Here is a 19,357-nt window from a genome sequence, read left to right on the forward strand (position 1 = left end):
CTTTTCTTTGATATTTACTCTACATATTCTTCATCGATATTTAACTTTATAAAAGGCTCTGTCGACGCATTTTCTACTATTACATTTTTTAATTTCAACTTTTTAATATTGTTTAAGTAAAAGCCATTTCTGCACATTTCATCTACAAAACTAAGCATCTCCGGATAATCAGGCTTTGCATTTAAATCAAATTTAATATAAATATTCTCCATCGTTACTTTCTCAATCTTTCTTTCTGGAAGTCCATACATGTATCCAGCAGCCACCTGCGTATCGTTGCACGTTATATCTTTTAGATATATATTGCCAATATAAGGCGTCCTGTCATCTACAGGGAGTTTTTCTTTGCTCCACACATATTCAGTCTTTCCATCCTCATCACAGAAGTAAAAGCTATTTATAGTAAACGGAGTCAATACCTTATCCATCTTTATATTTGACGCATGTATCTCATCAATAATGCCTGTACTCCCTCTTCCTCTTCTAGTCTTTATGCGTATTCCTCTATCTGTTTTTCTGAATACGCATCTATCTACATGCACATTTTTTACACCGCCAGACATTTCACTTCCTATTACAACTGCTCCATGACCATATTCCATCAGACAATTTCTGATGTATAAATTCTCAGATGAAACTGGCAGTTTTCGACTGGTCGCTAATTTCCCCGATTTTATGGCAATGCAATCATCGCCTACTGAAAATCTGGTTCCTAAGATGACAACATCTTTGCATGACTCTGGATCTAGTCCATCAGTATTTGGTGCATCTTTTGGATTTTCTATATTTAGATTGATAAACTTCAAATTTTGAGAAAGCAGAGGATGTATCGTCCAAGAAGGCGAATTTTTTATTGTAATACCTTCTATTAACACATTCTTGCACTTGTTTAAGAATATAGTTCTAGGTCTCCATGCGATTCTTTTGACCTTTGCGTCGTGCCACCATGTATCAAAGCTGGAATTGCCGTCAATTGTGCCTTCTCCAATAATATTCACATTTTCTACGCCAATTCCTGTTATTAAACTTGCAAAAATCTCTTTTGCTTCACCTTCCCATGAGCCTAAATAGCTGTCCTCAATCTTTTTGCAATCTATTTCTCCAGGAAGGATAGGGTACATCTCCCTCTCTTTTGCTCCTAATAAAACTGCGCCTTTTCCTAATTCCAACGTTATATTGCTTTTTAAAAAAAGTGGATAAGTCAAGTAGATACCTTCGGGGAAAAAAACCCTTCCTCCATCCGGGCAGGATATTATAGCCGCTTGTATGGAAAAAGTATCAATTCTCTTTCCATCACCATTTGCACCAAAATCCCTGACATTAATATATGCTGTCTCAGGTTTTGTCCTCAAAACAATTTCGTCCGCATCTCCAGTCTCAATATTTTTAATTGATACGCTATACTCTTTATCAGGATCTAAATTTTTAATCGTAAAAACATTTTTATCAACTTTACCTAAATCTGTAGAATTTAAATATAAAAGATATTTATTGCCGGTATAATAGGGCTCCCTTGTATTAATCTCAAATGATATGGTTCTCGATGTAACAGATACAACATTTAATTTTACCATTTAGCTCACTTCTCTCTATAATACTAACCTTTCAAACCGCTTGTAGATATGCCTTCAACAAAATACTTCTGCGCTGAGAAAAATACCACTATTGAAGGTATAAGAGCAATTACTGACATCGCTATAATCTTATTCCACTCAAAGTTACCTGATGTAGCATCCATTGCCATTTTTAATGCTATCGAAACAGGATATTTGCTGACAGAAGATATATAGATAAGTGGACCCATAAAGTCATTCATAGACCACATAAACTGGAATATTGTAACAGATACTATTGCTGGCGTTATGACAGGCAATAATATCCTTGTCAATATAGTGAATGAATTGCATCCATCGATCTTTGCCGCTTCATCAAGCTCTTTTGGTATACCTCTCATAAACTGTATAATCATAAATACGAAAAATGCTTCTGCTGCAAATATATCATTGGCGTACAGTGGAATGAACGTATCAAGTAAGTGCAATTGCTTCCAAAATAGATAAAGCGGTATTCTCAATACAATCTGTGGCAAAAACATAGTAGAAATCAGTATAGCAAATAACGGCTTTTTAAATGGAAAATTAAATCTTGAAAACCCATAAGCAGTCAAAACAGATGAAATGACCGTAAAAATTACTTTAGGAATCACATATTTAAAAGTATTTAAATAATACGTAGCAAATGTGTATTGGGTACCTGTTATCCATCCTTTTATATACGGTGTAAAGTCAATCCTTTTTGGTATAAAGCTAATTGAAGAAAATATTTCGCTATTTGTTTTAAACGATGCTCCTATAAGCCAAATAATTGGATATAGCATTATAAGTGCACCAACAGTCAAAATGGTATACCTTATTGCTAAGTTTACCCTCCTCCTAAGCTCTCTTTTTCTGTACCCTTTATCCATCTTAAGCTGCGTATTGTTTAAAGCAGTTTCACTATTCATTATGACTCTCCTCCTCCTTCATCTGAATAGAATACCCAGTACTTAGACGACGAGAATACAAACATCGTAAATATCATTATTATTATGAAGAGGAACCATGATATAGCACTGCCATAGCCCATGTTAAAGAACTTAAATGAATTATCGTATATCATCATAGGTAAAAGATAAGTCTTATAAAGTGGTCCACCTTGTGTTATCATGTAAGGCCCATTGAATTCTTGGAATGCTTGTATAAGCTGCATTACAAGGTTGAAGAATATAATAGGCGTTAAAAGTGGAATAGTAACTTTAAAGAAAGTTTTAATCTTTCCTGCACCGTCAACTGCTGCAGCTTCATAAAGCTCCTGCGGTATATCTTTTAATCCTGCAAGGAATATTACCATTGTTGAGCCAAACTCCCACACTCTTAAAGCACTTATAGTAAATATTGCACCTAAACCTGTTGAAAACCATCCTACTGGTTTAATCCCAAATAAGCCTAAGAACTGATTAACAAGTCCAGTATTTGCAAAGACAAACTTCCACAAAACTGCTATAGCTATATTACCGCCTAAAATTGATGGTACGTAATATGCTGTGCGGTAAAAATTTATACCTTTTAATTTATAGTTTAAAATAAAAGCTATAAAAAGTGAGAAAGTCAACTTAAGTGGAACAGTAATAACAACATACTCTAATGTTGCAGTAAATGACGTCCAGAATGTGCTGTCACGAAACATATTTACATAATTTTGAATACCAATAAATTTTGGCGCATTAATAATATTATAATTTGTAAAACTCAATATTAAAGAAGTTACAAAAGGATATATTGTAAATATCAAAAGACCAATTAGCCACGGCAGTATATACAATAACCCTATACGCTTATTTTCCATTTAAACCCTCCTATCAAAACACAATGAGAATTAATTAATGTGTGGAACTACAAATAATAATCTGTAGTTCCACATTGTTATCATCATTCGGTTTTATTTTGTTATCTGGCTCAGCACATTCTGAAGATTTGTGTACATCTCTTTTGCTGCCTGATCAACAGTCTGTTGGTTGTAAGATATCTTATCTATTGTCTGATCATATACTTGTTGTAACTTTGGATCTTCTAGATATGGACTTAATTCTAATCCAGGTTTTGATTCTAATATTTGCAATCCTTCATATTCAAGTCCTGATATTTTGCCATCTTTATTTATTTGAAATTTAGAACTTCACTGTACGCCATCATCAATGCTCCTACACCTTTAGGATCATCATACACAACTTTTTCTGATATATAATAATCGTAACTTCCATCTCTATAAGGGTTATTTCCTAATCCAGCAACACCGCATATGCCACCAAGTCTTAATTTTCCTTCATCTTCTACAAGGTATTTCCCTACAGTGCCGTCAAAAGCCCTAATTCCAAATTCCTTATATCCTAATGGCAGGATGTGGAGTCTTACTCCCTTTAATATGCTGTAAGATATCATAAGAGTTGCAGAAGTCTCCAGGTAATTTCCTTTTTCATTTCCTTTGTCTAAAACTTGATACCACATACCACTATTTTTATCCTGATACATTAAAAGTCCGTCAATAGCCTCTTTAAGAATTCTTGCAAGTGTATTTTTTTCAGATTCCATTTTTTCGTTCATTTCTTCCAGTACATCTACAAGGGCCATTACAAACCAACCTTCTGCTCTTCCCCAAAAATTCGGAGAAACACCAGTTTTTTTATCTGCCCATGCTTCTTTTTTGCTTTCATCGTATCCATGGTAGTAAAGTCTTTTCTCTTCATTCCACATGCGTCTTCTTACATTTAAGAATTGATTTAAAATATCATTAACTTCATCAATATTGCCAAAATCCTTGATATACTTAACATAGAAGGGCATTACCATATACAACCCATCAAGCCACACTTGATACGGATATATATCTTTGTGCCAGAAATTTCCTTCATTAGTCCTGGGCTGCATTTTAATTTGATTAAAAATACTTTCTATAGCCTTTCTATACTTTTCTTCATTGGTCAATTCAAGAACGTCAAATAATATCTTCCCCGAATTTATGTCATCTAAATGGTGATTATATGGCTTGTAGCCTTTAATGTTGCCATCTTCACTGATAAATTCATCAAGATAATTCAAAACGAATAATTTGAATTTTTCATTGCCTGTAGCCTTATATAAATCCCATGCACCTTTCAAAACGCATCCGTCTTCATAATTCCATGATTCCTTATAGCTATGATAATTTTTTATATAATTATCAATAAATTTATCAATCGTTTTCAAAACCTTCAATCCTCCAAATAAAACTATATAGTTTATGCTATAAAAAACTTATTTTATTTACATTGTCTAAAGATTTTAAAATTAATATAGGTGCACACGTTAACTATATACGCAAGTTAATTTTGTCATTTTAATTCTGCAACAGAATCCCTTATTTTTAGTATTGTAGGTATATATATTCTCTCTCCATCATTTTCATTGTTTTCCAGCATATTCATCAACTTCTCAGCACCTTTTTGGCTTACTTCCTTTATAGGTTTCCTTACCGTCGTCAAGGCAGGAATTATATATCTGCAAAATTCGCTATCATCAAACCCAATCACAGATATATCATTAGGTACTCTAAGGCCTTTTTCGTAAATAGCTTTTATCGCACCAACTGCCATATCATCATTGGAGCAAAATACGGCTGTAGGTATTTTAGGCAATTTCAATAACTTATTCATGGCGCTGTATCCACTTTCTATGTCGTATTCACCGCTTACAATATAATCATTGTTTATTAGAATTTTGCTCTCGATAAGCGCCTTTAAGAAACCGTCTTTTCTATCTATAGTAGATTTAAATCCTTCTTTACCTTCTATTATAGCTATATCTTTGTGGCCTTTTTCTATTAGAAATTTAACTGCATTGTACGCACCTGTTTTTTCTTCGCTTAGTATGTTTACAACCGACTTTTCGTTAACTTCTCTATTCAAAACGACTAAAGGTATATTTTTTCGCAATACATAATACATAAATTCATTATCACTTTCACTTTGACTTGTGAGAATGATTCCATCAAAACGGTTTTTTTCAATAGACGAGTAATCTTTGTACTCGTCTATTCCTCTTATTATCAAATTGTAGTTTTTCTTAATTACGCTATTAACACCTCGAACAGTCTCATAGAAAAAGCTAGGAGAAGTTCCTTTGAAAATCGTAGAAAAGAACAGCCCTATGTTGTAAGACTTATTAAGCACCAAACTTTTAGCATTGTAATTTGGAACATAATTAAGCTTCCTCGCAATTTCTTTGATCTTAGCCTTTGTCTCTTCTTTTATCTGTGGGCTGTCATTTAATGCTCTGGACACTGTAGTATGTGAAACATTTGCAAGTTTTGCTATATCTTTTATTGTAACGCTCATTTCCTGCACCTTCCAAATTGAATGTATAAATGTAATGAACTAAACTCCAAAATAATTTACTGCATTATTAAATGATATATCTTGAACTATCTTACCCAATAAACCTATGTCATCAGGCACTTCTCCTTTTTCTACCCATTCGCCAATCAAATTGCACAATATTCTTCTGAAATATTCATGTCTTGGATAAGATAGAAAACTTCTTGAATCAGTAACCATTCCAACAAACTTGCTTAGAAGCCCTACATTAGCAAGTGTCTTCATCTGCTCTGTCATTCCATCTATGTTGTCATTAAACCACCATGCAGAGCCAAACTGCATCTTACCCGGAATACCTTCACCTTGAAAACTGCCCATCAAAGCTGCTAAAACATAATTATCTTTAGGATTCAATGTATATAAAATAACTTTAGGAAGAGATCCTGTACTCTCCAATGAATCTAGAAGCTTCGAAAGTGGATATGCAATATTTACGTCATTTATGGAATCATAGCCAGTATCAGGACCTAACTTTTTAAACATTCTCGTATTTGTATTTCTCAGTGCTGCTATGTGAAGCTGCATCGCCCAGCCCAGCTCTTTATATCTCTTTCCTAAGAACTGAAGAACACTTGTCTTGTATTTATCTACTTCAATCTGAGACAACTTCTCGCCTTTTAATGCCTTTTTGAATATTTCATCGACTTCTTCCTTTGTACTTTCTTCATAAGCCACAAAGTCCAATGCATGGTCTGACAATCTGCATCCATAGCTATCAAAAAACTCCAATCTGCTGTTTAAAGCATCTAAGTAATCATCATAACTTTCAATAGCTTTGCCACATACTTCACCAAGCTTCTTAACCCAATCTTTAAAATCATCTTTATCAATATTTATACCTTTATCAGGTCTAAATGCAGGCAAAACCTTTACGTCAAAGTTATCATCTTCTTTTAAAAGCTTATGATACTCGAGGCTATCTGTTGGGTCATCTGTTGTACACAATATCTTTACATTGGATTTTTTTATAATATTTTTTACGCTGAATTCACTGCTGTTTAACATAGAATTAACTTTTTCCCATATCACTGGAGCCGTTTTCTCATTTAAAAGCTCATTTATACCAAAGTACCTTTGAAGCTCTAAATGTGTCCAATGATAAACAGGATTGCCAATAGCCATAGGTATCGTTTTAGCAAATTCTAAAAATTTGCTATAATCATCTGCATCACCTGTAATATACCTTTCATCTACTCCATTGCTTCTCATAAGTCTCCATTTGTAGTGATCGCCATATAGCCAAACTTCAGTAATATTTTTAAACCTTATGTCTTCATAGATATCTTTAGGATTCAGGTGGCAATGAAAATCAAAAATAGGCGATTTTGATGCATAATCATGAAATAGTTTAACAGCAGTTTCATTATTTAGAAGGAAATCTTCATCCATAAACTTTTTCATATAATCAGCTCTCTCCCATGAAAATTTGTTCACGTTAACATTAGATTTAATTTTATTATAGTACTGATGATTTTAAATGTCAAGTTAATGTTAAAAATTTTTTTGCTTAAATTTATCCTCTTTGAAATTTGAAAATTTATTTTGGCAGGCTTTCATCTTTAAAACTTTTTAGTACCCTTTGTACAAAATCTCTTGGTGAAATTGCCTTATCAGTCAACCTTTGAAATTTTTCATCTCTCGTTATTATAAAATTGCCTTTAACCTTTTTTAACGATTGCAGTTGTAAGGCATCTTCTAAATCATTAAATTCTGAAAAGGTCATTGCTTTTTCAATGTCTTGCTTTGTTACACTCACGACATTCATAATATTAAATAATGCTTTAATAGCCTTTAAACAAGTGTCATGATTAAGATTTTTATTAATAAAATAATATATGTCTGTAACCGCAAAAGCAGATATATAAGCCATTATAGTTTTTTCATCTGCCATCTTAAATATAGCATATGCATCCTCAGCAAAAGGCTCTCTTTTTAGTAGTACATCAAGTATAACGTTTGTGTCAATCAATATTTTCATCAGTTTGCACATTCATCTCCATAGATAGTATTGCATGATTGGAGATGAATGTGCTTTACCCCCTCTCTTTGTTTATCTATACAACAAAACTTGTGTTTTTTCACAAATTCACTTACAGCGGCTCGCCCTTTAGGTAAGGTTATTTGTATTTCTCATTTACCCTTTTATCTCGAATTTGTTCTTTTGTTACATCTTTATTTTCAAAATTTGATAATAAGCCATACAAAAAATCAGCATTTGGAGTGCCTTCTTTTCTTATAGGCACTAATTTTGCTACTTCTTTACCATTTCGTGTTATTATTATCTCCTCTTTTTCCACAATATCCAAGTATTTTCCTGCTCTTGTTTTGAATTCTGTGGCATTAACTATCATATAAAGCACCTCCTCTAATTACATTATACAATTATTAATTAATTTATACAATTATGCATTGATTAATTTTAAAATTTATATAATAGTTAAAATTTAATCTTGCAACTTAAATAAATTTTTGTCATATACATACTACCTTGACCATATTAATTTTATCCTGGTGAAGGCAAGCATATCACCTGACCTACCATAAGATTGTCAGGATCAATGTAAGGATTTAGCGCCAATATTTTATCGACAGTCGTACCTACAGTTTTTGCAATTTTATAAAGTGTATCACCTGGTGCTACTTCCCAGTATATCCCTGTTGGACATTCAGTGGTTTTGCCATAAGGAATTATGGGTGGCAGACATATTACTTGCCCCACCATTAGCCTATTAGGATCTATGCCTGGATTCTCTTTTATTATGTCTTCTACAGGCCTATTTATTTTTTGCGATATAAGCCACAGCGTATCTCCTGGCGCAATTGTGTAATACCTTCCTGATGGACAATATGGCATAGTATGACCTCCTCTCAATTTTTGATATTATTATATTCAAGAGAAATCTTATTGCCATATTTTTTCAAGGATTCCTGTGGTATAATTATATATAAGGTTATCTAAATTGATACAATAACAACGCTCACATAAATATGTGCGCTTATGTTATTGTATTAATCAACAATTATCTCTACATAAATTCAAGTTAAGGAGGTTTTTAATATGGGATATATCAACATAGATGTCAAAAGAAGATTTATGGGGCGCTTTAAATACGATAATGATCTTCTACAAGAGATAAATACTTTTATAACAAGCGAAAATATCAGATCGGGAGAAATAAGGATAATTGGAGCAGTCAAAAAAGCCAGATTCGGCTATTTCAACCAATCTACAAAAGAATACAAATTCATCGAAAAAAACGAACACATGGAAATATTAAGTGCCATAGGAAATATTTCTTTAAAAAATGGCAAACCTTTTCCGCATGTACATATAACATTGGCAGACAAAGACGGAAATGTGTTTGGTGGACACCTGATGGAAGGTACAAAAATATTCGCTGCTGAATTTGTAATAGTTGACTACGGTGAAAATAGCCTTGAGAGAGTAGACGACGAGTTTACCGGACTTCAGCTCTGGAATCTCTAATATAAAAAAGATTAAAAGACAAGCAATGCCTTTTAATCTTTTTTACTTGAAAAAGCGGATGATTGGATGTGCATATTTTATCACATCGATGTTTGTATCGTAAATTACATGCCTTATAATAGGCATGCCTAATATTTTCACCATTCTATCGTAGTCGCTGTTTTTAAACTTATCCAGTTTATCTCTGTAATCCGAAAGCACATTCAGCTTATCCGTAATCACTTTAACCATTTTTTCATAATCTTTGCCGGTCGCAATAGACCTAGCCGCAAAAATACCGCTTTCCAATGCGTGAAATGCTCCAAGCCCTAAAAGAGGATCGATAAATCCTGCGGCATTTCCTACAAAATACAAGTTGTCAATCTTATGCTCTTTTGCTATGCCTGTGTTAAGATCAAACTCATATGTTTCCACAATCTCATAATTTAATCCTTCATTGTGTAGAAATAGCTGCCATAAATCATCAAGTTCACCATGCTGTGTATATGTCGTTATAAGTACCAACGAAGCTCTGCTTTTATCAAACGGCATAAGATAGCCATACCCTGAACGGGCATAATCTGTATTAAACCAAAGTTCTGCTGTGTGTGGTTCGAAATTTCCCAATACAGTTGCACCTTTAATCCACGTTGTCACTGTTGTCCTCCACTCTGTAAGTTTCTCTAATACACTTGAATTGCCAGTTGCAACGACAACATAATCATATTCCCTTGAAAGTTCTTTAAAGTCTGGATCAGAGTTAAAGTTTATCTTTGACTTTACGTCTCTTGCTAACTGATTATCAAGTGAATTCATATCTTTGCTTCTTAAAAAAAAATATCCATGATTGCCTTTGACTACCGATTTGTATTTAGGAGAGTGCATGATGATCGTAGTCATCCTTTCTACAGGAGTTAACAAAATACCATGTGTATGTCTGAAATAATTTATAGGGTCTTTAATTGGCCTATCTTCCATATTAAAAAAAGAACCTATATTTGGCTGTATTGTACCTATCATGTTTTTTCTCTCAAACAATATGCACGTTATACCCAATCTTTCAAGCTCATGGGCACATGCAAGACCTGCTATCCCAGCTCCTATTATGGCAACCTTCATATCAATAATTTCCTTTCGTGTAATTTTAACTGCCTTTAAAATCTAAATAACTCATTTACAGCATATCGTATTAAAAATGAAGAGTATTTAATTATATTAAAATTTGTATCATAAATTAACTGCTTTATTAAAGGTGTAGTCAAAAACTTTACAAGCCTATCAATTTTATCATTATCTACAGTATCAATAGCTTTTCTAAACTCCAATAGCTTTATATTAGCATTCGTCAAATAAGCCATTTCATTCTCAAAATTGCAGCCTGTGGCAATGCTTTTGGCAGCCAATGCTCCACCTAAAATTGATGCAAACTGTCCGAATCCTAAAAATGGTTCAATCGCCCCACCTGCATTTCCTATAAAATACAAATTTTCATATGTGTGTGGAAAGCTATTCCCAGATATATGCTCATAATCGCATACACTTATAATATCATAGCCTATTTTCTCTATCTTTAAGAAATTTTCCCAATATTTGTCTATCTCTTCTTTTGTAATGTACGGCACAATCAATGCAAGAACGGCCCTTCTATCGTCGAACGGTGCCAAATACACGTAACCACTTTTGCAGTAGGCTGTATTCATCCACATTGTAAGAGCATTGGGATCGAATTTGCCTATAACTTCCGCTATTTTAAGCCTTGTCTTGACAAGCGTATGCCAGCAGCCTAATTCATTTGGTATCTGATGATTCCCTGTTGCTACTATAACATAATCATATGCTTCTTTTAAATTTTTATAATCCGCATGAACATTAAAATTTACATTTGTCTTCAATTTTTTATAAAGCTGGCTTTCTACAGATGTGGCACCCTGCCCCTTCAACAAAAAATAGCCCAATCTTCTACTGGTTACTGTGCGTGTAACTGTTGGTCCATGCATCACAATCCTGTTTATGTTGTTTAATGGTTCAATGTTTACGTCAAAATTATTTTTTAAATAATCCAGCGGATCATTTATTGGTCTATTTATTACATTTAAAAGTCCTGCAACATGATTGAATGTATCGCCGACTTTCGATTTTCTCTCAAATATATCCGGCTTAATACCATATGATTCAAGCCTTATGGCTGCGGTTAAACCTGCTGAGCCTGCTCCTATTATAGCTACTCTCATGCATTTTCCCTCGGTGTCGTATATACAACACTATTAGGCTCAGTCGGCTTAGACTTTAATGACTCTATACTCTGCTGAATCATGGTGATAAACCTCATTTCATCATCCCTCATTTGCGTAAATATCTGCCTTACGTATGGATTCGTAATAATTATAAGATTTTCATTGTAAAATATCTGCTGATTAATCAAATCTTTCACCAAATCTTGCAGCGCGTCGATTATATCTCTTGACATATTCTTTTTGACAAGAGAATTAATATGCATCGTCTTCTCAGCCGTCACTATTTTGTCCACATGGTTTAAAGCCGTTATCTCTATTTGCTTCAATATCGCTTGCATCTGGCTATCTGATATATTTTTCCCGTAATCTTTTGCCTTATTATGTATAATATTCTCAGATTTTTTTGCTTTTATAAAAGCACTTGATATAATTTCTTGAGGACTCATATTCTGCATATTGCATCACCTTTATTTAGATTTTCCACTTTGTATTTTTTATATTCATAAAAAAGCGGCCTTTACCATTCAGATAAAAGCCGCTTTAGTTTTTGAAGAATTTATATATCCAGTTGTTTTATTACATCTGCCATTACACTTGCCGAACGTCTAAATTTCTCAACTTCGTAATCAGCCAAAGGCAAATCCAGAATCCTTGCAACACCATTTTTGCCCACAATTGATGGCAAGCTTAAAGATACATCTCTTACACCGTATTGACCGTTTAATGGAGATGAAACTGTAAGAATTGAATTTTCATCCCTTATGATACACTCAACTATTCTTCTTACTGCTACAGCCACAGCATAATACGTGGCACCCTTTTTATCTATAATTTTATAAGCCGCATTAACAACTTCATTTTCCACTTCTTCTCTAAAATTTGTATTGCAAGCTTGTCCGCACAAATTGCAGTACTCATTAAATGTTATTCCTGAAATATTTGTTATACTCCACGCCGCAAATTCCGTATCGCCGTGTTCTCCAATTATCCTTCCATGTACATTTCTAGGATCAATATTGCAATGTTTACTTAAAAGATACCTAAATCGAGAACTGTCAAGGACAGTACCTGAACCGAATACACGTCCCCACGGAAGTTTCGCTATTTTGTATGTAACATACGTTAATATATCAACAGGATTTGTTACAATCAGGTATATAGCTTTATCATTGTATTTTAAAAGTTCAGGTATCATGGACTTGAATATAGATGTGTTCTTTTTTACAAGGTCCAGCCTAGTCTCTCCTGGCTTTTGAGCCGCACCTGCTGTTACAACTACTACGTCAGAGCCCTCAATATCCTTGTAGTCGCCAGCATACACATTTACAGGCTGTATAAGCGGTATACCGTGGCTTATGTCCAGTGCATCGCCTATCGCCTTGTCCTTGTTTAAATCTACTAAAACAATGTCTGTCACAGTCCCACTTAGAGCCAATGTAAATGCAGATGTAGCACCTACAAATCCTGAACCTATTATGGCCACTTTACTCATAACATTACCTCCTAAATAATATAAATTTTCTCTTAATAATATTATAACATTTTCTAATAAAAGTGTCTAAAAGTTTAATCTTATTTTATCCTTCTTGCTTTGAAATATATACGTTTAAAAATAAATACAAGTGGAATATTAGAAATGAAAGATATTAATGATCTTTTGAAAGGATTGATATTTAAAATGAGCGATATTGAAGAAATAAAAAAATTGATGGATAGACTATCTGAAAGCGAAAGGGATAAGGAAAATGCCAGTAAAAAAATGCAGGAAGTCTTATGTAAATCAATAAGAGAGATAAAAAACATTCTGCTGTCGCTTAAAAAATACATAGCAAATGAAAATGTAACGCTGAGAAGCTACAGCGGCAAGACATTTGCGACAGGAGAAGGCATCGTAATTTTTGACAGGGGCATAGATGAGAAGATAGTCCTTAAACCGGATAATGCTTTTTACCTTCTTAAAGTAGAAAATGACCAATTAGTGACAGTACAGATAGATGACCTAGATATACACGACTATATGAGTTATGATACTCTTTTTGACAGCGTAAAAAAATCGCTTATAAAATGCATACAAAAAAATGAAGAGGATATTTTGGCGTATAGAAGTACTATGCTTAAAATAGACAAGTACAATAAGGATTTAGAGGAAATACTTTCCCTAAAGAAAGCAACAGATGAAAAAAATGGTGGTGATAAAAACAAAATAAATTAAAATTTAATAAGAAAATGAATTCATTACTAATTTGTAATATAATATTAATATTTTTTTAATAAATTTTATCTTTAAGCATGTTATTATTATATATAGAAAATGAAAATGAAATTTTTAAGTAGATATTGTTTGCCCATGGGGAGGATGGATAAATATGAAGGGTAAGGTTTTTCAAGTTGTCTCATTTGTTATTGTATTTTTAATAATGGGCTTCATGATATCAATGGAATTTAAAACTATCCAAGGCAGTGTAAAAACAGCTGCAGCTTCGACCCGCAACAGCAGTGCAAATGTAGATGAACTAAGCAGTGAACTACAAAATATGACAGATGAAAGAAATGTTTTAAAACAGCAAGTGGCAGAGCTAAATCAAAAGCTCAGCGCTTTAAACAGCTCATCTTCAAAATATGAAGCAACGTTAAACGCCCTGTCTCAGGATGTAGAAAAATACAAGGAGTTGGCAGGTTTCACTGCTTTGTCAGGACCTGGTGTAATAGTTACCCTTAACGACAGCGATTTACAGCCAAAAGATGGTGAAGATCCAAATATGTTTTTAGTTCACGATGAAGACTTGCTTAAAGTCGTAAATGAGCTTAAAGCTGGCGGAGCTGAAGCAATCTCCATAAATGACCAAAGGCTTATAGCCACATCTGAAATAAGATGTGTAGGTCCAACTATAAACATAAATTCTACAAGGTATGCACCGCCGTACGTCATAAAGGCAATAGGAAATCCTGACACACTTCAGGCATCATTAAACCTTAAAGGCGGCATTGTAGATACTCTTAAATATTACGGTATAAAAGTGAACATAGAAGCATCCAAAAATATCGTAGTCCCTGCCTACACAGATCCAGTCAGCTTAAAATATGCAAAAGCAGCTAACTAACTTTGCCTCTTACCTTAATACATTTTTATTAAGATAGGTTCAGTCATGACTGAACCTATCTTTTATCTTGTTTATTATTTTATTTTCAGCAATAATGTAGTAAAGGTAAAACCTTCCTGCAATAGATGGATATGAAGCTACTAGCCTCATGTTTCTTTTTTTGTGCTTAGTCCAATCTTCTTTGTACTTTTCATCTCCCCTTAAAAAATCGTAAACTTCATCTCCCACTTCAATTGAGCGCTTTATAGAAAGCCCCAAAGTAACAGCGCCAACGCTTAATCTGCTGTAATTCAAATCATAACCGCTTATATAATAATACCTTTTACCACCAATATGGTAGCTTAATAAACTTGCCACAGTCTTGTTTTTGTCTCTCAGTTCAAATAAGCTCAATATCCCACGCTCAAGAAAGTCAAATGCAACATCCTTGTGAAAATTTCTAATCCTCTTAGTATAAAATGCGCCAGGCATATGTCTTTTTCTCCATCTTGCCTGATGCATTTCAATAAGCCTATCCATTGAATCGTCAATCTCATTCTCATCTGTAACGCACATAAAGTTACCATCATGCTTACTAAAATATCTCTTTATCTCATACTTTATATTTCTTCTGAATTTTCCATCAAGGGAATCCAAATATTCATCCCATGTAGAAGGAAGCTCTATATAAGGACATATATCCTGTACATCATAATCATAGTAAAGGCCACTTCCCATTATGTAAGGATATATACCGCTGTCCTCAGGAAGATGCTCGAGATCTAAAACTGTAAATTGATCTATGACAGTCTCCAAATATTTTATCAGCGAACGATAAAATATATCCTCACAACCATGCCTTACTACAAAATCAAGGTAATCACTGTTATTGGAACCAATAAATTTTATCCTTCTTACAGGTAATCCCATCTCGCCGAATGTAATCATGAATGGCGCTATTCCAATCGGTCCGTAGTCATCAACTACTAGAAGAACCCATAGCTTTTTACCGCTTCCAAAGTATTTCCACCAATTTACGACCCACTCAAAAGTATTGAAAGGATACATCTTTGAATTATCCTCAAGCTCATGCCATATGTCTTTAATGCTTAAAAGAGTCTTTACATCTGAAATGATCTTTATTTCTATGTCAAGTATTTTTCCTTCATCCATAAAAATATCCTCCATACAACGTACATAAATAAGACAAAGCCAATCAACATCACAAAGTACATCCACCATGGGTATGTCTTTCCTATTAAATCGATCTTCAAGATCTGCATTGATACCAAATATGATACAGATGTCCAAAAGAGTGACCACAAAAGGTCTCCAATAGCTGAAAATATAAAAAACGATTTGAAATCCATGCGTGTTATGCCTGAAGCCCAAATAGCAGGTGTCCTGGGCAATCCAATAAGACGGCTTATGAGGTTAGTCATGCCACCATACTTCGAAAACCAGCGGTCCATGCCCTCCAAGTCTTTTACAGTTATCTTTAAAAAGCGACCATATTTCTCTACAAATACTCTGCCGGATCTGGCGCCTATTATGTACGCTAAAGTATTCCCTGTTACATTGCCTAAAGCTGCTATAAGCGCAACAGCTAGAAAGTTCATCTGTCCTTTTGATATAAGGTAACCTGCAGCAAGAAATAGTATCTCAACAGGCCCAGGCATGCCGGTTCCTTCCACAACCAATGCTAAAAATAAGGCTAAATATCCATAATCTATTACTAAACTGTATAAAATATTCGTATTTTCCATAATTACCTTCCAACAAAAATTTTCTAATAATAGTATACATCTTTATCGTAAAATTTAAAAGTCTAAACGACAAATAAAAAAAAGAGCCTATTAAGCTCACTAGAAAATAAAATAAAATTTGAAATTGATTTACCGTTCATTTTTTATAATTTTCAATCACATCTTCGTACATGTCATAAGTTTTCTTCGCAATTGATTCCCAGCTAAACATCTCTTCAACTCTTTTTCTGCCGTTTGCGCCAAATGTTGCTGCAAGTTCTCTATCGTCAAGTAGCTTTTTAATATGCTCCGCCAAATCTTCAGGATTACCGGGTTCTACTAAAAATCCGGTTTCTCCGTCTACCACAACTTCCTTTATGCCTCCAGTTGCGCTAGCAACTACGGGAGTATTGCATGCCATCGCTTCTAGGTTTATGATTCCAAACGGCTCATAAATAGATGGACATACGAATACTTCTGCATTGCTGTAAAGCTCAATAATCTCTTCTTTAGTCACCATTTTATCAATCCAAATTATATTTGGATAAAGCTTCACCTTCTCCTCCATCTCCATTTTTATTTCCTCTGTATCAGGAGTTGAAGCACACAATACAACTTTTACATCTTGGGGCAAATATTTTACAGCATCTATAAGATGGATTATCCCCTTTTGCCTCGATATCCTTCCGACAAATAAAATGTACCTTCCGTCTATACCGTATTTTTTTCTGGCAACATTGACACCAGTCTTTTTATACTGGTTCAAATCAATGCCGTTATATATAACCTCGATTTTATCTTCTGGCACATTGTAGCACTTCATAATATCTTTTTTAGAATCATTTGATACGGCAATGATCCTGTCAGCCGCTTCAATCCCGGTTTTTTCCATCCAAGTGCTTAAGTGATACCCATTCCCAAGCTGCTCTTCTTTCCAAGGTCTTAAAGGCTCCAAGCTGTGGATTGTCACAACAAGCGGTATATCATAAAGCATCTTGGCAAGAAAACCGGCCATAAATGTATACCACGTGTGGCAGTGGACAATATTTGACGTAATTGGATCCTTTACCATTGCTACATCAATAGATAATGGTCCCAGCACCTTTTGCAATTTATCTAAAGAATTTTTCTTTATTATATCCCATTCCTTGTATCCTTTAACAATCATATTGCCTGATGAAGAATCTTGATCCCCAAAGCATCTTACATCTACAGCCATCAGCTTAGATAACTCTTTAGTCAAATAATCAACATGTACACCAGCTCCACCATAAATATTGGGTGGAAATTCATTTGTAAATATCGTCACCTTTAAATTATCCATAGTATACCTCCAAATAAGATTTCTTCTTGAATTCTTCTATGCATTCAATGATACCTTTAAGTGGAATCTTAAACCACGATGGTCTGTTGTTGACTTCGTAAATTGCTTCAAATATAGCTTTATCCAATTTAAATAAAGCCAAAATAGCACTTAAATGGTCTAAATCCGGTATCAAGTCTTTTTTATTTGAATTTATAATATTTACATAATTTTCTATGAATGATTTAGTAATAACGGTTGCCCATACCGATAAAAGATTTTCTATCTTTTCTATATCTAGATCTCCTTTCCCGCTTTCCTTGTATTCAAAATATTGAGAGTATGCAGCATAATTAAACGACCTTATCATACCTGCTACATCTTTTAACGGCGATATGTGCCTGCTTCTTTCAGATATTGATTTTGTCGGTTCTCCTTCAAAATCAATCAAAATGTACCCATTTTCCGTTTTTAATAGCTGCTCTAAGTGTAAATCGCCGTGGCATCTTAAATATTTGCCGAAATATGGCACTAAGTCTTTAATATTGCTTATACTATCAAATAAGAAGTCTTTATTTTCAAGAATGTCTCTTATCATATACTCTATTTCGCCGCTGTATTCACCGCTACTTATATATTTAAAAAGAAGATTAAGATTTGATATTATCTGGTTTACTAAGTCATTTACATCGGATTCCTTTGGACTTATGACACCAAAATTCTCCTCTGCAATTGAAGACAATTTAATATGCATATTGGCGATTAAATCTGATATGTTTTTTACTTCATCGATGTAATCACTGCAATTTTTATATATATAGCTTGAACAATCACTTCCATCGTATTTCGATATAAATTCTCTCAAGTAGTCCTGCGTATACTGCCACATATCTGCAATATTGTCTATATATTGTGAAAACATTGAAAGAGTATATATATTATTGTCATTATCCTCGTACAAAAAATATCCTCTTATATCCTGAACATTTAAAAAGCCATATTTTCTCAGCATATAAGTCATTTCAAGATCAGGATTCATTCCATTAACCATTCTCCTAAAAGTCTTTACTATCTCATTTTTGTTAAGCAGCGTCAAGCTATTGCTGGATTTGTTGTTAAGCCTTTCAGAGCTGTAAATATCATGACTTAGAAGCATATATGGCTTAAGCCGCCCGCCAGATTTAAACTCCACATCTTTTCCATCTCTTAATATCCTATCTAAGCATCTAATGTATTCCACATCATCAACCGCATCATATATGACTGCTAAATAATTGCTTTCCTGGTAAGTTGTTAAATAGTCATCACTTAATATATTTTTTCTCACAATTAGTGGAAAATAATAGCGAGATTTTTTTTCTTCGCCATTTATAGTATTAAAAATAAAATCTATTAGTGCGGCAATAATAATAATTGATTTGTCTATATGCAATATAGCATAGTCGAAAAGCCTCTTATTTTTTATATTAAGTGCTTTCTCTTGAAACCACCTGAACTTCTGTATTTTTTCATCTTTGATACTTTTTATTACAGAATCAAGATTTGATATAAGGCCGTCAAATTCCCCTTCTTCTAATGCCAC

General features: G+C 33.8%; 21 protein-coding genes. 3 read left to right on the forward strand and 18 right to left on the reverse strand.

What is annotated here, in order from left to right:
- Window positions 1-14: 14 nt before the first annotated feature.
- The 10 genes from TTHE_RS11930 to TTHE_RS11975 all read right to left on the reverse strand — a co-directional run bounded on the left by TTHE_RS11930 (window position 15) and on the right by TTHE_RS11975 (window position 8,801).
- Window positions 15-1,574 carry a glycoside hydrolase family 28 protein gene (locus tag TTHE_RS11930; protein WP_013298820.1) on the reverse strand — a complete coding sequence of 520 codons (1,560 nt, stop codon included), beginning with the start codon at window positions 1,572-1,574 and terminating at the stop codon, window positions 15-17.
- 23 nt (window positions 1,575-1,597) lie between these two features.
- Entirely contained in the window at window positions 1,598-2,503 is a 906-nt protein-coding gene (locus TTHE_RS11935) for a carbohydrate ABC transporter permease (protein ID WP_013298821.1), read from the reverse strand.
- Window positions 2,503-3,384 (reverse strand): carbohydrate ABC transporter permease, encoded by an 882-nt coding sequence (locus TTHE_RS11940; RefSeq protein WP_013298822.1) that lies wholly within the window; start codon window positions 3,382-3,384, stop codon window positions 2,503-2,505. Before TTHE_RS11940 ends, TTHE_RS11935 begins: the two co-directional genes overlap by 1 nt.
- A gap of 93 nt (window positions 3,385-3,477) precedes the next feature.
- On the reverse strand, window positions 3,478-3,657 hold the full coding sequence (locus TTHE_RS11945) for a hypothetical protein (protein ID WP_013298823.1): 180 nt from the start codon (window positions 3,655-3,657) through the stop codon (window positions 3,478-3,480).
- A 38-nt stretch (window positions 3,658-3,695) separates the two neighbouring features.
- A complete protein-coding gene (locus TTHE_RS11950; RefSeq protein WP_013298824.1) occupies window positions 3,696-4,781 on the reverse strand; it encodes a glycoside hydrolase family 88/105 protein in 1,086 nt (361 codons plus the stop codon).
- A gap of 125 nt (window positions 4,782-4,906) precedes the next feature.
- A complete protein-coding gene (locus TTHE_RS11955) occupies window positions 4,907-5,908 on the reverse strand; it encodes a LacI family DNA-binding transcriptional regulator (RefSeq protein WP_013298825.1) in 1,002 nt (333 codons plus the stop codon).
- Window positions 5,909-5,947: 39 nt separating this feature from the next.
- Window positions 5,948-7,348 (reverse strand): glucuronate isomerase, encoded by a 1,401-nt coding sequence (uxaC, locus tag TTHE_RS11960; protein ID WP_013298826.1) that lies wholly within the window; start codon window positions 7,346-7,348, stop codon window positions 5,948-5,950.
- A gap of 136 nt (window positions 7,349-7,484) precedes the next feature.
- Entirely contained in the window at window positions 7,485-7,925 is a 441-nt protein-coding gene (locus tag TTHE_RS11965) for a type II toxin-antitoxin system VapC family toxin (protein ID WP_041587482.1), read from the reverse strand.
- A gap of 139 nt (window positions 7,926-8,064) precedes the next feature.
- Window positions 8,065-8,298 carry a type II toxin-antitoxin system Phd/YefM family antitoxin gene (locus TTHE_RS11970; RefSeq protein ID WP_013298828.1) on the reverse strand — a complete coding sequence of 78 codons (234 nt, stop codon included), beginning with the start codon at window positions 8,296-8,298 and terminating at the stop codon, window positions 8,065-8,067.
- Between the two features lie 152 nt (window positions 8,299-8,450).
- Window positions 8,451-8,801, reverse strand: coding sequence for a LysM peptidoglycan-binding domain-containing protein (locus TTHE_RS11975; protein ID WP_013298829.1), 351 nt, complete (start codon window positions 8,799-8,801; stop codon window positions 8,451-8,453).
- A 204-nt stretch (window positions 8,802-9,005) separates the two neighbouring features.
- On the opposite strand from TTHE_RS11975, the gene TTHE_RS11980 reads away from it, so the two are divergent.
- Window positions 9,006-9,434, forward strand: a complete 429-nt coding sequence (locus TTHE_RS11980; protein WP_013298830.1) for a PPC domain-containing DNA-binding protein — start codon at window positions 9,006-9,008, stop codon at window positions 9,432-9,434.
- Between the two features lie 42 nt (window positions 9,435-9,476).
- Here the strand turns inward: TTHE_RS11980 and TTHE_RS11985 are convergent, their stop codons facing one another.
- The 4 genes from TTHE_RS11985 to TTHE_RS12000 all read right to left on the reverse strand — a co-directional run bounded on the left by TTHE_RS11985 (window position 9,477) and on the right by TTHE_RS12000 (window position 13,139).
- Window positions 9,477-10,532 (reverse strand): NAD(P)/FAD-dependent oxidoreductase, encoded by a 1,056-nt coding sequence (locus TTHE_RS11985; protein ID WP_013298831.1) that lies wholly within the window; start codon window positions 10,530-10,532, stop codon window positions 9,477-9,479.
- Between the two features lie 35 nt (window positions 10,533-10,567).
- Window positions 10,568-11,644 carry an FAD-dependent oxidoreductase gene (locus TTHE_RS11990; RefSeq protein ID WP_013298832.1) on the reverse strand — a complete coding sequence of 359 codons (1,077 nt, stop codon included), beginning with the start codon at window positions 11,642-11,644 and terminating at the stop codon, window positions 10,568-10,570.
- On the reverse strand, window positions 11,641-12,102 hold the full coding sequence (locus tag TTHE_RS11995; RefSeq protein ID WP_013298833.1) for a ferritin family protein: 462 nt from the start codon (window positions 12,100-12,102) through the stop codon (window positions 11,641-11,643). Before TTHE_RS11995 ends, TTHE_RS11990 begins: the two co-directional genes overlap by 4 nt.
- 101 nt (window positions 12,103-12,203) lie before the next feature.
- Complete coding sequence (locus tag TTHE_RS12000; RefSeq protein ID WP_013298834.1) at window positions 12,204-13,139, reverse strand: L-lactate dehydrogenase; 936 nt, start codon at window positions 13,137-13,139, stop codon at window positions 12,204-12,206.
- 186 nt (window positions 13,140-13,325) lie between these two features.
- Between TTHE_RS12000 and TTHE_RS12005 the strand changes: the two genes are divergently transcribed.
- Both TTHE_RS12005 and TTHE_RS12010 read left to right on the forward strand, forming a co-directional pair.
- The gene (locus tag TTHE_RS12005; protein WP_196793684.1) at window positions 13,326-13,859 is read left to right on the forward strand and encodes a hypothetical protein; all 534 of its coding nucleotides are present in this window, start codon (window positions 13,326-13,328) and stop codon (window positions 13,857-13,859) included.
- A 154-nt stretch (window positions 13,860-14,013) separates the two neighbouring features.
- A complete protein-coding gene (locus TTHE_RS12010) occupies window positions 14,014-14,748 on the forward strand; it encodes a DUF881 domain-containing protein (protein WP_013298836.1) in 735 nt (244 codons plus the stop codon).
- A 39-nt stretch (window positions 14,749-14,787) separates the two neighbouring features.
- Here TTHE_RS12010 and TTHE_RS12015 read toward each other — a convergent pair whose 3' ends face one another.
- The 4 genes from TTHE_RS12015 to TTHE_RS12030 all read right to left on the reverse strand — a co-directional run bounded on the left by TTHE_RS12015 (window position 14,788) and on the right by TTHE_RS12030 (window position 19,357).
- Window positions 14,788-15,900 (reverse strand): GNAT family N-acetyltransferase, encoded by a 1,113-nt coding sequence (locus TTHE_RS12015; protein WP_013298837.1) that lies wholly within the window; start codon window positions 15,898-15,900, stop codon window positions 14,788-14,790.
- Window positions 15,873-16,493 carry a DedA family protein gene (locus TTHE_RS12020; protein ID WP_013298838.1) on the reverse strand — a complete coding sequence of 207 codons (621 nt, stop codon included), beginning with the start codon at window positions 16,491-16,493 and terminating at the stop codon, window positions 15,873-15,875. The genes TTHE_RS12015 and TTHE_RS12020 overlap by 28 nt, the downstream gene beginning before the upstream one ends.
- Window positions 16,494-16,629: 136 nt before the next feature.
- Window positions 16,630-17,796, reverse strand: a complete 1,167-nt coding sequence (gene glgA / locus TTHE_RS12025) for a glycogen synthase (RefSeq protein WP_013298839.1) — start codon at window positions 17,794-17,796, stop codon at window positions 16,630-16,632.
- On the reverse strand, window positions 17,789-19,357 hold the full coding sequence (locus TTHE_RS12030; protein WP_013298840.1) for a hypothetical protein: 1,569 nt from the start codon (window positions 19,355-19,357) through the stop codon (window positions 17,789-17,791). The genes glgA and TTHE_RS12030 overlap by 8 nt, the downstream gene beginning before the upstream one ends.

The organism is Thermoanaerobacterium thermosaccharolyticum DSM 571 (assembly GCF_000145615.1).
In the GTDB taxonomy this organism is placed as follows: Bacteria; Bacillota; Thermoanaerobacteria; order Thermoanaerobacterales; family Thermoanaerobacteraceae; genus Thermoanaerobacterium; species Thermoanaerobacterium thermosaccharolyticum.